13 protein-coding genes are annotated in these 15198 nt (G+C 48.2%); 6 read left to right on the top strand and 7 right to left on the bottom strand.

Features of this window, described 5'->3' with window-relative positions; all coding sequences use genetic code 11:
• Window positions 1-119: 119 nt before the first annotated feature.
• The 5 genes from KNP00_RS05395 to arcA form a co-directional block, all read right to left on the bottom strand.
• Complete coding sequence (locus KNP00_RS05395) at window positions 120-2462, bottom strand: glycoside hydrolase family 31 protein (RefSeq protein WP_215142991.1); 2343 nt, start codon at window positions 2460-2462, stop codon at window positions 120-122.
• Between the two features lie 161 nt (window positions 2463-2623).
• Window positions 2624-3586 carry a carbamate kinase gene (gene arcC / locus KNP00_RS05390; RefSeq protein WP_215142989.1) on the bottom strand — a complete coding sequence of 321 codons (963 nt, stop codon included), beginning with the start codon at window positions 3584-3586 and terminating at the stop codon, window positions 2624-2626.
• A gap of 15 nt (window positions 3587-3601) precedes the next feature.
• The gene (gene arcD / locus KNP00_RS05385; RefSeq protein ID WP_215142987.1) at window positions 3602-5077 is read right to left on the bottom strand and encodes an arginine-ornithine antiporter; all 1476 of its coding nucleotides are present in this window, start codon (window positions 5075-5077) and stop codon (window positions 3602-3604) included.
• 58 nt (window positions 5078-5135) lie between these two features.
• Window positions 5136-6164, bottom strand: coding sequence for an ornithine carbamoyltransferase (gene argF / locus KNP00_RS05380; protein ID WP_215142985.1), 1029 nt, complete (start codon window positions 6162-6164; stop codon window positions 5136-5138).
• A gap of 21 nt (window positions 6165-6185) precedes the next feature.
• On the bottom strand, window positions 6186-7415 hold the full coding sequence (gene arcA / locus KNP00_RS05375) for an arginine deiminase (protein WP_215143310.1): 1230 nt from the start codon (window positions 7413-7415) through the stop codon (window positions 6186-6188).
• Between the two features lie 313 nt (window positions 7416-7728).
• Here arcA and mgtE point away from each other — a divergent pair, with 313 nt between their 5' ends.
• The 5 genes from mgtE (at window position 7729) to KNP00_RS05350 (ending at window position 13134) form a co-directional block, all read left to right on the top strand.
• On the top strand, window positions 7729-9087 hold the full coding sequence (gene mgtE / locus KNP00_RS05370) for a magnesium transporter (protein WP_215142983.1): 1359 nt from the start codon (window positions 7729-7731) through the stop codon (window positions 9085-9087).
• Between the two features lie 120 nt (window positions 9088-9207).
• Complete coding sequence (locus KNP00_RS05365; protein WP_215142981.1) at window positions 9208-10986, top strand: solute:sodium symporter family transporter; 1779 nt, start codon at window positions 9208-9210, stop codon at window positions 10984-10986.
• Window positions 10987-11093: 107 nt separating this feature from the next.
• Complete coding sequence (locus KNP00_RS05360; protein ID WP_215142979.1) at window positions 11094-12107, top strand: serine hydrolase domain-containing protein; 1014 nt, start codon at window positions 11094-11096, stop codon at window positions 12105-12107.
• A gap of 27 nt (window positions 12108-12134) precedes the next feature.
• Window positions 12135-12842, top strand: coding sequence for an SDR family NAD(P)-dependent oxidoreductase (locus KNP00_RS05355; RefSeq protein ID WP_215142976.1), 708 nt, complete (start codon window positions 12135-12137; stop codon window positions 12840-12842).
• A gap of 82 nt (window positions 12843-12924) precedes the next feature.
• On the top strand, window positions 12925-13134 hold the full coding sequence (locus KNP00_RS05350) for a hypothetical protein (protein ID WP_215142974.1): 210 nt from the start codon (window positions 12925-12927) through the stop codon (window positions 13132-13134).
• Between the two features lie 14 nt (window positions 13135-13148).
• On the opposite strand, the gene KNP00_RS05345 is transcribed toward KNP00_RS05350, so the two are convergent.
• Entirely contained in the window at window positions 13149-13574 is a 426-nt protein-coding gene (locus KNP00_RS05345; protein WP_215142972.1) for a hypothetical protein, read from the bottom strand.
• A 143-nt stretch (window positions 13575-13717) separates the two neighbouring features.
• On the opposite strand from KNP00_RS05345, the gene KNP00_RS05340 reads away from it, so the two are divergent.
• Complete coding sequence (locus KNP00_RS05340; protein WP_215142970.1) at window positions 13718-14710, top strand: MDR family oxidoreductase; 993 nt, start codon at window positions 13718-13720, stop codon at window positions 14708-14710.
• 71 nt (window positions 14711-14781) lie between these two features.
• Here KNP00_RS05340 and KNP00_RS05335 read toward each other — a convergent pair whose 3' ends face one another.
• Complete coding sequence (locus KNP00_RS05335) at window positions 14782-15126, bottom strand: YflT domain-containing protein (RefSeq protein WP_215142968.1); 345 nt, start codon at window positions 15124-15126, stop codon at window positions 14782-14784.
• Window positions 15127-15198 lie beyond the last annotated feature (72 nt).

The raw sequence follows: 15198 nt of genomic DNA, 5'->3' as shown, positions 1-15198 counted from the left end.
GTATATCCCCTCGTTTTCATTTTAGTCTTCTACTATCAGTATACTAGAAACTAAAATGATAACGCTTTCAAAAGCTGAAAATTTTCTGACATAATAAATAAGGGGGGCATCCCCCTTTTTTAGTCCAACATGAGCTCTAATATCGCATCTTGTAAATCATGATCGAGTTGTAACGCATGTAGGTCAAACAACCATGCCTCTAGACGCGTCTTCGTTGTCGCCATCTGATACAGATGGTCTTTCAAGTCATAGGCTATCTCGGCACGATCAAGAAAATGATAGAGACGGTCGAGACGATGCGCATTTTGCGTCACATCGACCGGTAGCACCACGGTCTGTTCCTGCTTCATCTCTCCTACTGAAATGTGTAACGTTTGCGTCTCCGCATCATAATCGCCTTCTCCGACAACGCCTCGGACAAGCACCGTCAACGTCCGGTTCGCCGGAGCGAGTGTGAGATCACCCGACATCTCGACGTGTAGCGTCCGCGCCTCCCAATCAAGCGTGAACGTCGTTTCGAGTAAGGCACCTGTTTCATAATCTCGGCTCTCTCCGTCATCCTCGTACATCGTGAACGTGTTCGAGGCACCTGGGAAGACGACCACTTCTAACTCGCTCGGGTTACCCGTATCGTTCATATGCGGCTCGTGTGGCATCATCGGAATGATTGCACCCGCTTTAGCGAAGACAGGTTGGTCTTTGAGTCCGCGGAACACACGAATCGATTTATCGCCTTCGTAGCGATGACCTGTGAAGAAATCGAACCATTCTCCTTTCGGTAACCAGACGTTCGTTCCGGCCACGTGAAGCTTTCGGTCCATCGGTGTGACGATTGGAGAGACGATGAGCTCACTTCCGAAATAAAATTGATTCGGCACCTCATAAGCCATTTCATCGTCAGGATGTTCAATGTACATTGGTAAAACGAGCGGTAACGCCTCTGCGTGATTCCGATGATTCATCGTATACAAGTATGGAATGAGTTGATGGCGCAGACGCAAGAACCGCTTCATGGACTGTTCGGCTTCCATACCGAAACGCCAAGGTTCTTTTCCGTTGAACGTACTAAACGTGGAATGTAGACGCATGATTGGACTGAACACGCCATACGCAACCCATCGCGCGGCGAGTTCATCATCTTTTTCACCACGGTGATGTCCGCCGATGTCATGACTCCACCAGCCGTATCCGATATTCGTTGCCGTGGCGGTGAAATACGGCTGGAATGCGAGTGACGCCCACGAGATAATTGTATCTCCCGAGAATCCGACCGGATAACGATGACTTCCTGGGCCAGCGTAACGAGAGAAAATAAGCGGACGCTTGCCGTCACGGGCGATATCAACCGCATGATAGTGATTTAACATCCATAAAGGATCTAAACCTTCCATCTTCGAGGTCGACCCTTGTTGCCAATCGATCCACCAAAAATCAACGCCTTCTGCCTCATGTGGATGGTGCATTTGTTCAAAGTACGCTTGAATGAACCGCTTGTCCGAAAAATCAAACGGGATTCGATCCCCCGATTCCGGATCGACGCCCATAGACTCAGCCATCGCCACGTACTGATCTTCAAACGCACGAATCCCGTCCGCGGGATGCAGGTTCAACGTCACCATCATTCCCTCATCTTTTAACCAGTCGAGGAATCGCTTCGGTTCGGGGAATAGGTTCTTATTCCACGTATATCCTGTCCATCCGCTCCCGTACTCTTCCGGAATATCTGTCACGTGCCAATCCATATCGATGACACTAACAGAGAACGGGACATCCTCCGACTTGAAACGACGCATCAACGCCTTATACTCTTTTTCGTCGTATCGCCAATAGCGGCTCCACCAATTCCCTAACGCTTTACGAGGGAGCATTGGAGTCGGTCCTGTCAATGTGTAGAAGTCTCGCAGCGCTCTCTTATAATCATGTCCGTATCCAAAATAATAGATGTCATGAATTCCTTTTCGTCTCGGTTCGACAAAGCGATCTTCCGTCATTAAGAACGAAGAAGAATCATCAATGACCGCGTACCCTTGTTTCGAGAGAATTCCCTCTTCTAGTTCCGTAGCCCCGTCTACATGGTCGAGCGTACGAGCCGTCCCTTTCAGTGTCCGTTTCGGACCGCTGAACGTATAGCGACTATAATACGTACTAAAGTTCCCTTTCACATCTACATAAAGCGTGTTTGGGGCAAACGGGCCTTTCGTATAATACAAATGAACATGATCTGTAATGATTTGAAGTTCGGTCTCGTCTTCAATGACTCGAAAGTTCGGTACGTCAAACTCTCGATTCCACACCACTTGAGTGGCACGGTCTTCAAATATCCCATCCTCCGCATATTCCATCCGAATCATTTGGCTTGTCAAGACGGTGAATCGATAATTGCCCCCTTGCACGATTGCCTCTTTTTTTGCTAGTGGCTTCATCCACGACTGATACACATGATTTTCTTCAAATAGGCGCATACACACGAGCGTCTCCGCTCTTCGTCACTTCCTTCCTAAGATGAGTGCAAACGTTTACACTGTCTATGATAGCAATCTCTATTTTGGCATACAACTTTCCTTCCCCTTGAATACAAACAGAAAACAAAAAGCCGCAAACGTTTCACGTTTGCGACACATTCTTACTGTTGGAGAGACGGGGCCAAACGGACTCGCGTCCCCGCATCTCCATAGATAGCGGCTAGCGCTTGATCGAGTGACGTGATGATAGAGACCCGATTCGTTCCAGATTCTGCGAACTGTAGGGCCGCCCTCACTTTTGGCAACATACTTCCCGGGGCGAACTGCCCTTCGGCGATGTATGATTCCATCTGTTCTTTCGATGTCTCTTGAAGCGCCATCTCGTCAGGCTTCCCGAAGTTGACATATACATGTTCGACCGCAGTAAGGATGAGCAAGACGTCTGCGTTGACGAGATCCGCCAATTTCGCTGCAGCGAAATCTTTGTCGATGACCGCCTCGATTCCGACATATCCTTCCTCTGTTTCCATAACCGGAACACCACCTCCGCCGGAAGCGATGACGATGTGCCCTGCATCGACGAGGTGTCGAATGACAGCATGCTCCGCAATTTTCATCGGGACTGGACTCGGGACGACGCGACGATATCCCCGACCTGCATCTTCTTTAAATATATAGCCGGTCGTCCGTTCAAGATGAAGTGCCTCGTCTTCTGTATAGAACGGGCCGATCGGTTTGGTCGGATGATGAAACGCGCTGTCATTCGGATCGACGACGCTTCGCGTGACAAGCGAGGCCACCTCTCGTTCAAGTCCACGGGCACGAAGCGCCTTCGTCAGTGCGTTTTCAAACCAGTATCCAATCATCCCTTGTGTCATCGCCCCACACACATCAAGAGGCATCGCCGGCGTTTCCGGACTATCGCAAGCGGCTTGTTGTAAGATCAAGTTTCCGACTTGCGGTCCGTTGCCATGCGTGATGATGACATCTACTCCTTCGGCGATGAGTGCGGCGAGTGATTCCGCCGTCGCCTCGACGGCTCTCATCTGTGCTTCAGCTGTAGCATCTTTCCCTTGTTGAATCGCATTACCACCTAACGCGATGACCACACGTTTTTTCTTCATATCGATATCCCCCGATCAGATGACTGAGATATTACCAGATAATATACGAATGACTGCGTAGATGGCGAGTATAGTTAAAACGAAAGCGACCATCCACTCGGTTTTTGTAAGTGATCTTATTCCATTTTCTCGTTGTGCTTTCATGTAAAGAAGCGTGCCCGGTGCATACAATAGCGTTGTGAGGAGTAAATAATCGATTCCCGCTGCGTAGATGAGCCACAGTCCATAAATGGAAGCGACTAATCCGATTGTCAAATCACGCATTCTCCGTTCGCCCGCGCTATAGCCAATCCCATTTTTACATACTTTCACTTGGTAAAATGCAGAGAACACGTAAGGAATCAAAATCGCGCTTGAAGCGAGTGAAAAGGCAAAGTTATATGCGGCATCTGAAATCAAGAATGTAAAGAGGAAAAGTTGAATCAATCCGTTCGTCAACCAAAGGGCGTTGACTGGGGCTTGGTTTTTATTCTCTTTCGTGAACCATTTCGGGAAGACCCCATCTTTTGCGGCAACGAACGGAATCTCAGCCGCGAGAAGCGTCCAGCCGAGCCACGCTCCGAGCACCGATATGACCAGTCCTCCATTGATGAGCATCGCCCCCCACGGACCGACAGCCGACTCGAGCAAGTAAGCCATCGCCGGTTGCGAAGCGTTGGCCACATTTTCGGGCGTCATGAGACCGAGCGACATGACAGAAATAAGTAAATAAATAACGAGCGTCCCGAGTAACCCAATTACGGTCGCTTTCCCGACGTCCGAACGTTTCCGAGCACGCCCGGAAAGAACGACGGCTCCCTCGACGCCGATGAATACCCAAAGGGTCACGAGCATCGTCGAGACGACCTGATCGCGAACGCTTCCCCATGAGAAGCCGCCTTGTCCCCAAAAATCGAAGGTGAAGTTTTCGAGGTTAAAGAAAAACAAAGTAATCGTAATGAAGGCAAAAATTGGTACGAGCTTGGCAATCGTTGTGACGATGTTAATCATCGATGCCTCATGCACGCCACGTAAGATGAGCGTATGCACGAGCCAGAGCATAAGCGACGCTCCGGCAATCGAAGCGATATTCTGTCCTCCTTCAAAAACCGGGAAGAAGTAACCGACCGAGCTGAACAGTAGCGTGGCGTACGCTACGTTCCCGAGCCAGGCGGATAACCAATATCCCCATGCCGAGTTAAATCCGACGAACGAACCGAATCCTGCTCGCGCATAGCTATAAACCCCGCCGTCCAAATCAGGGCGACGATTCGTTAAATTTTGAAAACTGAGACCGAGTGCGATGATTCCAATCCCGGTGATGACCCAACCGATGAGAATGGCACCTGCGTTTGCGCCTCGTGCCAAATCGGCCGCCAAATTAAAGGCGCCACCACCAATCATCGATCCGACGACAAGGGCCGTCAACGCTCCGAGACCTAACCGCTTATCTTGCTTGTCAGGATGTACTCCAGCCGAACTACTTGAGTCATGCTCGAACTTTGTAGACATTCTACTCATCCCTTTCGCTTATTTTGAAACGGGAGGGGAAAGCCCCTCACCGTCAACGTTAACGTTCAAGCCATTCGCGAGTCTCTGTCAGCGTAGCCGCCATCACCGCTTTAATGGTGTGCATGCGATTTTCGGCTTCATCAAAAACGAATGAGTGACGACTGCGGAACACTTCATCAGTCACTTCCATTTCCGCCAATCCATACTGTTCATGAATCGCACGCCCGACTTCCGTCTCTAAATCGTGGAAGGCAGGGAGACAATGCAAGAACATGATTTCCGGGTTGCCACTCTTTTGAAGCATGTCCATGTTCACTTGATATGGTCGTAACAGTTCAATCCGTTCAGCGAAGGCCGCTTCCTCGCCCATCGACACCCAAACGTCCGTATAGACGACGTCTGCTTGATCCATCGCTTCCTCGATACTCTCTGTCAACGTGATGACAGCACCCGTTTCCGTTGCAACCGATCTTGCATAGTCAACGATTTCTTCAGACGGCCAAAGCGATTTCGGTGCACAGATGCGCATATCCATCCCTACTTTCGCACCACCGATCAAGAGCGTGTTTCCCATGTTGTTCCGTCCATCACCGACGTATACGAATTTGATTCCGGCAAGTTCTCCTTTTTGTTCTTTCACCGTCAAGAAGTCTGCCAAAATTTGGGTTGGGTGATAAAGATCAGTCAATCCATTCCACACTGGTACGCCCGCGTCTTTCGCAAGACCCTCTACTGTCTCATGGGCGAATCCACGGAACTGAATGCCATCAAACATGCGCCCGAGGACGATTGCCGTATCGCGTACCGATTCTTTCTTCCCGAATTGAATGTCGTTCTTCCCTAAATACTCAGGGTGCATCCCCAAATCGATGGCAGCGACCGTGAACGCACAACGCGTTCGGGTCGATGGTTTTTCAAAGAGCAGAGCAATGTTTTTGCCTTCACAAATACGATGTGGGATGCCTTCTTTCTTCTGACGTTTGAATGCAGCAGACAAATCGATCAAGTAATTGATTTCTTCACCAGAAAACTCGTTTAGCGATAAAAAATGACGACCTTTCAAATCAAAATTGAACGTTGTAGACATACTGCTTCCCCCTTATCAAATTTAAATGTCTTGACGAATAATCGGACAGCTCATGCAACGTGGGCCGCCACGTCCTCGTGATAGCTCACTCGACATAATCTCAATCACTTCGACACCTTCTTTTCGGAGCAGTTCGTTTGAAACATAGTTTCGGTCATACGTGACCACGACACCTGGGGCGATCGCAAGTGTATTCGACCCGTCGTTCCACTGTTCCCGGGCTGCTGCAATCGGATCACCGCCTCCACATGGGATTAAGGTCGCCTCCTGCAAGCCTAGTGCGTCTTTCAACACTTTTAATAGATCAGAGTGTTGGGTAATGTGAAGTTCCCCTGCTTCATTTAAGGAAAGCTCGAAAATGTTCATTTTACCTTCCGGACCTTGAATGAATGGGTGAATCGTAAATTTATCGTGATCAACCATCGTAAAGACGGTATCGAGATGCATAAAGGCACGTGATTTTGGAATTTCGATGGCAATCACTTTCTTAAAGCTGTCTCCATGCTTGAGTAAATTGAGGGCGACGCGTTCGATTCCTTGCGCGGTCGTTCGTTCAGAGATTCCGATAGCGACAACTTCTTTCGATAAGACGAGTTCATCTCCGCCTTCCATCGCAAATCGATAGTCTCGATCCGACCAAATTGGAACGTCATGCTTCGCAAAACGTGGGTGATAACGCATAATATATTGCGTGAAGAGTGATTCGCGACGACGCGCTGGTTCTTTCATTCGATTGATGGAGAGTCCGTGACCGATTGCAGCGGCCGGGTCTCTTGTAAAATAGAGGTTTGGCATAGGATCTAAAAAGAAGGGGTACGTATCTTCAATCATTTCGTGCAAATGTCGACGTTTCTCCGGTTTGATTTCCGATTTTCGGATACCGGCCATCACGGTCTCAATCAAAGTCTCGTTGTCATAACCGAGTAAATATTCTTTTAACGTTTCATAAGAGCCGTTGATATTTGATTTTGACTCCGATAAGATATCCGCAACAAACTTCTCGCGAACACCAGGGAGCGACAGCGTCTCGGCCATCAATTTTTCTAGATAAAGGACTTCGACGCCACGATTTTGGAGCGCGCTCGCAAAATAGTCGTGCTCTTTTTGAATGACCGGCAAATGGGGAATATCATCGAACAAGAGGCGTTCTAAATATTCCGGTGTGAGGTTTTCCAATTCCCTTCCCGGTCGTTTCAGTAATACCGTTTTTAATTCTCCAATTTCTGAATACACATGAATCGGATGTTTCAGCGTCGTATCTTGTGAAATCGGTTGATTCGTCATTGAGATCATCTCGCTTCCTCCTTGTGATTCGGGTGTGTGACTACCCTTACCTTATCACTTTACCAAATTTGAGAAGGTCTAATCCGGCACTTCACCTGTTGGCATTTCCACATTACTATGTATAAATGCTCACCTTTGTGAATGAACAAACAACCTGTCGAAAATGAGTGTCATGGTAGGGGGAAAGAAGATGTATGGGGGATGTATAGAAGCGCTCTAAAATAATGCGGATATTTTTTTATTTATTTTTAAAAAATGCGATAGATTAGGATGTGAGAACGTGAAGATTGAAGAAACGGAACAGAATCAACATCAAGCAGAACTTCAGTTACTCATTCAAAAAGGGGACCCGGTCGACTTTCAAGATGTATTCCTATCCCTCCACCCAGGTGAACAGGCCGACATTTTCATCGAACTCGATCGACATGAGCGCATGTTCGTATATCAGGCCATCTCGCCCGAGGTATTCACCGATTCATTTGAAAAACTGACGATAGATGAGCAGTGCACATTTATTCAAGAGATGCCTCAGCCGTACGCTGTACGAATTTTAAATGAAATGTATTCGGACAATGCGGCTGACTTGATGCGGGAGCTTCCCGATGCGTTCATGGAAACACTTTTTGAACAAATGGATGATGTCGAGGAACAAGAAGTAAAAGATTTGATGCAATACCCGGAGGAGACGGCCGGATCGCTCATGACGACCGAGTTTGTCGTCTTCCAAGCCGATAAGACGGTCGGAAAGACCCTTGAACAATTGCGTGAGCTCGGACCGGATGCTGAGACGATTTATTATTTATACGTGGTCGACCAATCACATCAACTCGTTGGTGTCGTCTCGTTACGTGATTTGATTGTCGCGCCACTTGATGCAAAAATCGAAGACATCATGGGTTTCCGTGTGATTTCAGCAAACGTCATGACCGATCAGGAAGACTTGGCCCGGATCGTCCAAAAATATGATTTGTTGGCCCTTCCCGTCATTGATGACCAACAGAAACTGCTCGGCATCATCACAGTCGATGATGTGTTAGACGTCATCGAACGGGAGACGACAGAGGACTTTGAGGAACTATCGGCGACGAAAGGGTCCTCAGATATCAACATGAGCCCATTCGAGGCTGCAAAGAAACGCGCCCCGTGGATTGTCAGCCTTATGTTTCTAGGGATGATCACTGCCTCGACAATCGGCGGGTTTGAAGACACGCTCGAAACAATTGTACTGCTCGCGGTATTCATGCCTCTTGTCATGGGTTCTGCCGGAAACGCAGCTACCCAATCGCTCGTCGTTGCTGTACGCTCCATCGCCCTTGGAACAATCAATCGAAAAAATGTCATGAAGATGATTCGACGCGAGTTTGGGACAGGAATCATTTTAGGTATCGCTTGTATGATTGTCATTTTCGGCGTCATTTCGCTTTTGTACGACAATGTGCTGATCGGTTTCATTGTCGGGATTTCAATCTTTGCCGCCCTCAGTGTCGCCACGATGATTGGTACGATCGTCCCGCTTCTCATCAACCGCCTGAAACTAGACCCGGCCGTCGCGTCTGGTCCGTTCATCACGACGTTGATGGACAATCTGGGGCTTATCATCTACTTCACGGTCGCGACATCCATGCTGCAATTTTTATGACACTCGAGCAATCGGGTGTTTTTTTTATTTTTCATTTTTCAAAGAAGGAATGACTATTTTCGGTTTGATTCGGGTATCCCATACAAATACTTATCATATTGTAAGGATTGAGGGGATTTCATGACGATTCAACAAGTACTTTACATACTCGTTACCGGCGCTTTTTTCATGGCGCTCGTCGCTTACGTCTCGTATCGAATGACGAAAGGAAAAGTCGAAAGTGCTGATGATTACTTCTTGGCAGGACGCGGCTTAACAGGTGTTTTTATCGCGGGTTCGCTCCTTTTGACAAATCTGTCGGCAGAACAATTGATTGGGTTGAACGGACAATCGTTCGCCGGCAACATGTCTGCGATGGCTTGGGAAGTGACGGCCGGAATCGCCGCCATCATCATGGCACTCTTTTTGTTGCCACGTTTTCTTGGAATCGGTATTTCGACCATCCCTGAATTTTTAAGTCAGCGCTATGACGAGGATGTCCGTCGATTGACCGTCATATTGTTTTTACTCGGTTATATGTGTGTGACGATCCCGTCAATGCTTTATTCAGGTGGATTGGCCGTTCTGCAACTGTTCGACGTCCCTGCGCTACTTGGAATCAGTTTCGAGCGCTCTCTTTGGCTCGTTGTCTGGTTCATCGGCATCATCGGAGCCATCTACGCTATCTTCGGAGGACTTCGCGCGGTCGCCGTTTCCGACACATTGAATGGGATCGGTCTTATCATCATCGGTTTTCTTGTCCCGACACTTGGCTTTTTTGCATTAGGTAATGGGAATCTGTTGGACGGGATGAAGACGATCGCCACATCGAGTCCTGAAAAACTGAACGCCATCGGTTCTGCCAATGATTCAGTTCCGTTTCTTTCGATTTTCACTGGAATGATTTTTGCGAACTTGTTCTATTGGGCACTGAATCAATACGTGATTCAACGGACGCTCGGTGCGAAAAATTTGGCAGAAGGGCAAAAAGGAGTGCTTTTTACTGGCTATTTGAAGTTACTCGTTCCGATTTTTATGTTACTGCCTGGCGTCATCGCGTTTCACTTGTACGGGTCGAACGTAGAAAAGGCCGACCTCGCTTATCCGAGTCTGATTGCCGAACTGTTACCGATATGGCTCATGGGCTTTTTCCTCGCCGTCTTGCTCGGTGCCGTATTCAGCTCGTTCAACTCGCTCTTGAATAGTATCGCGACGCTCTTCGTCCTCGATATATACAAACCGAAGTTCAAACCGGATGCCTCCGATCAAGATTTGATTCGTGTCAGCAAGTGGGTCGGGACGTTCGTCGCACTCGTTTCTTTCTTCGTCGCCCCGAACCTCATGTATGCCCCTGACGGTTTATGGGATTTGATTCGTCGATTCACAGGATTCTTCAATATCCCAATCCTTGTCATCGTTCTGATCGGGATGCTCGTCAAACGGGTCCCGCCGATTGCTGCGAAGACCGTCATCTTTTTCCACATCCTCGCCTACTACTTCCTCGTGTGGGGAACAAAGCAATGGTTCGGTGTGGAAATCGGCATTAATTTCATCCACATTTACGGAATCCTCTTCGTTATCGAGACCGGCATCATGCTCGTATTCGCACGTGTACGACCGATGCTTCAAGCGAATCCGATTCGAATCGAACTCGGTCGAGTCAAACCGTGGCGTCACGCCCTGTCGACATCGATTGTACTCGTCGCTTCGATGATATTCGTCTACCTCGTCTTCTCCCCAATCGGACTCGCTTACGAAAATGGAATCGTTTCCGAATGGTTCGCACCATTTGCAATCGGACTCGTTATCGCGACGTCAATCCTCGTTTGGGCATCTTATCGCTACGGCATTTCTCGTTATGAACGCTATCTAAACACTTTGGGTGACGTGTCGTCTGACGCGGAAGAGCAAAGTGGCTAATCAAATAGACCTCCTTGAACTTACACGTCAAGGAGGTCATTTTATCGAAATTGTAGCGCGCATGATATAGTCAACTTAGTAAATCACTCAATACATGGAGGTTTCTCATGAAATTCTTCACACGCCCATCGATTGATGAGACATTTTCGGGTGTCTATTTGGTCACCGATCGAAACGAATCGACCTACCAGTCTTATGGCTATGCGAATCGCTCAGAACAGATTCAACATGACGTGACGACACGGTTCGGGATCGCGTCCGGTTGCAAGCTGTTTACAGCAATCGCGATTTGCCAGCTAGTCGAGCAAGGGAAACTGTCCTTTTCCACCTCGCTTGACTCATTTCAAACATTCGACTTACCGCACCTGTCACCAAATGTAACCGTGCATCAGTTGCTGACGCATACGTCCGGAATCCCTGACTATTTTGATGAATCCGTCTCTGATGACTTTGAAGCGCTCTGGCGTGATATCCCGATGTATCGTCTACAACAGTTACATGATTTTTTACCGTTGTTTCAACAAAAAAACATGAAGGATGAACCAGGTTCTCGATTCTCTTACAACAATGCAGGGTATATCCTGTTAGGGTTGATTGTGGAAGAAGTGACCGGACAACCTTTCACCGATTATGTCGAACAATCGATTTTTCAGCCTGCCGGTATGACCGATTCCGGATACTTCTCACTCGATGTCTTGCCTTCTAAAACAGCGCTCGGTTACATCGACAACTCGGACGGCACATGGCGTACGAACCAATATGCGATTCCAATCAAGGGAGGAGCAGATGGTGGCGCGTATGTGACTGCTCAAGACATGACCCAATTTTGGAAAGCGTTGTTTTCACATCGACTTCTTGATACCGCTTCTACGTCGCTTCTTTTGACACCACACGTGACGGTCAATGACCACGGCGGGAGTTATGGATACGGACTTTGGATTCAACATCACGCGTCGGGAGACGTCTATAAATATCATGTGATGGGATATGACCCCGGTGTCAGTTTCCATTCTGGTTACTATCCAGAAGTCGATACGATCTCGGTCGTTTGTGCCAATCAGTCAGACGGCGCATTTGATGTGATGAAACAAATCGAAGCACAGATTAAGCCAATTGAATGAACATTCGTATGAACAGGAGGAATGTATATGAAACTTGCTCTCATCACCGGCGCATCACGTGGTCTCGGTCGTGCCATCGCCCAAGAATTACAAGCTAGAGGTTACGAAGTTGTCGGACTTTCGCGTTCACGAGCGGAAGACGTGACGTATCAACAGCTTTCAGTCGACCTTTCAAGCGTTTCTGGCATCAATTCAGCCATCCGAGACATCACTCCACTTCTAGAGACCGCCGATTCAATTCTTCTTGTTCAAAATGCAGCGTGGATTGAACCGATTCATCGCGTCGGACAATTAGACGGCGAGAAAGTGACCGCTCATGTCCACGCTAACCTACTTGCGCCGATGCTATTGGCAAATGCGGTCCTCGGCTTCAATAAGCCGACCGAGCTGATTCATGTGACCTCCGGCGCGGCTAAGCGCCCGATTTCAGGTTGGAGCGCATACTGCGGCACGAAAGCAGGCCTCGATCATTTCACTGAGACGCTTGCACTAGAGCTTGAAGGAACGTCACATCGTGCAGCTCTATTCAATCCAGGTGTGATGGACACGTCGATGCAGGCGGAGATTCGCTCTTCTTCGAAAGATGCTTTTGCTGACCTTGAGCAGTTCCGTTCATACGAGACGGAAGGACGCCTCCGTTCTCCTGAAACGGTCGCTCGCGTTTTCGCTGAACAGCTAATTGACCGTCCTTTGAAAAATGGCGAGACGTATTCCATTTATGACTTAATTAAATAATTTACCAGGTTAAAAAAAGGAACACCCTTTTCTCGTCAAACCGTCTACACTACATGCATAGATGTGTGAAAGGGTGGATTCTATGAAAACAATCGCTGGAGGATTACTGCTATTTGGACTGTTCAGCCTCACCATGTCGTTCACAATGATTGGAGATACCGCCATCGTCGGGGCGATGGTGAGCGGTGTTTCAATTTTATGTGGCATCGGGTTGCTATTCGGGGCAACGGAATTGAATCGGATTCGTCATGACCTGCTACGTGACAAAAAGACATCTCTCCCATCTGAATGAGGGAGAGATGTCTTTTATTCGTCTTCTTCGTATTCATCTAATAGATCATCAACATCATATTCTTCGAAGTCATCTTCGTCGATGAAGATGTCGCGATCGTTCACGACGTGAATCGGACCATTGGCCACATCGATTCGAATCGTCCACGCCCAAGGAATGCGTAATCGGTTATAAACACCTGTCCAGAATTCCATTGATTCTTGCTCATACTGTTCAAATTCTGTCAGGAGTTCTTTAAATGACACACCTGTCAACTGGAAGTTTGAATCTTGGAGCCGTTGGAGCGCATGATGCTTCGCTTCTAATTCGGCCGCCCGAACCATTTCTTCAGCTGTCGCCATCTCCAGGATCGTCCCGTCTGGTGGGAGAATATCGTATACGTTGAACAATTCGCCTTCTTCTACTTCTACTTCATCAAACTCATAGTCATCGTGCCGCATACTACATTCCTCCTTACGCAATTTGAATCCCCTTCATTGTAACACTCTCCACCCGATTTCCCCTAAAGAATCGCGCATATATTTTATTTCTCACGGGAAAGAATGGTAGAGTGAGGACATCCATAGGAAAAGAGGTTAAGCAGATGAATGAATCATTCCAAGCACTCGTGCTCGAGCAACACGATGAACACCTTCACGCCGAAGTGAAAGAAGTAAAATCTGACGTCCTTCCAAAAGAAGAGGATGGGAACGTCTTAGTCGAAGTGCACTATTCCGCTTTGAACTATAAAGACGCGCTCGGTTTAACGACTTCAGGTAAAATCGTCAATCGCTATCCGTTCATTCCAGGATGCGAATTCGTTGGAACGGTCGTCGAATCAGACCACCTCGACATCAAAGTCGGAGACGAAGTGATTGCCACAGGTTTCGGTATCGGCGAACGTCACTTTGGAGGCTTCAGCCAATACGCGCAAGTGTCCGGCAATTGGCTCGTCAAACTGCCGAAGGGGATGAATATGCGTGATGCCATCGCAATCGGTACACCTGGACTGACGGCAATGCTGTCTATCGATGCGCTTGAACACGCGGGCGTACGCCCCGGTGAAGAAGTACTCGTCACAGGCGCGACGGGCGGCGTCGGGAGTTTCGCCATCACGTTGCTTCGTCGTCTCGGCTACCATGTCATCGCCTCGACCGGTAAAACAGATTCGCCATACTTACGTTCACTCGGTGTCGAAACGATCATCGACCGGAGCGAATTAGAAGGACCTGCCCGCCCACTCGCTAAACAGCGTTTTGATGCCGCCATCGATTCTGTCGGTGGCAATACCCTCGCCAACATTTTGAGTCAGACACGGTACGAAGGTGCTGTCGCAGCATGCGGTCTCGTTGGCGGAGCTGACTTGCCGACAAGCGTATATCCATTTATTTTGCGCGGCGTGAAGCTCATTGGAATCGATTCGGTCATGCAGCCGCTCGCCCGCCGTACGAACGCGTGGGAGCGACTCGAGGAGCTCATTGACACGAACGTGTTAAACGAAATGGTTCACGAAATCCCGTTACATGAAGTACCACGTCATGCGGAAGCGATGATGCGAGGAGAATTGAGTGGTCGCACCGTCGTCCGTCTCCGTTAATCGAACAAAAAAGAGGCTGAACCAATTTGACGGTCCAGCCTCTTTTCTCTCTATTCTCCATGGTAGTGGAATCAAATTGTAAATCCAGCAGGTGCATCTTTCACGACGACAAGCACTTTCCCCTGATCTAGCTTGTCTTCCAAACGTTCGGCTTCTTCTTTTGAAAAGCCAAGCTCTTGAAACTGCGCCCGAAGTTCGTCCCCTTTTTTACGGAACACGTTCTTAGTGGCTGTTCCAAGCCCGACATCTGAAGCCGAAACGGTGTTCGCATCCGCATTGTCCGCGACCCGTTTGCTTCGATCATCATCATGAGTGATGACGTAGATGTTGGATTCATCTACCCCGTTAGATTTCATCGATTGAACGGCGGTGACGACTTCTTCGTCATTTGTAAACTCTTTGTACAAAACTGACATGTCTATTCTCCTCCTTCAATTCTATTACACTACTATGTATTGCCGTACACGTTCGTTTTCACACATTAAAAA

It is taken from the genome of Exiguobacterium qingdaonense (assembly GCF_018617855.1).
GTDB lineage: Bacteria > Bacillota > Bacilli > Exiguobacteriales > Exiguobacteriaceae > Exiguobacterium > Exiguobacterium qingdaonense.
This window is presented reverse-complemented; position numbering and strand designations above follow the sequence as displayed.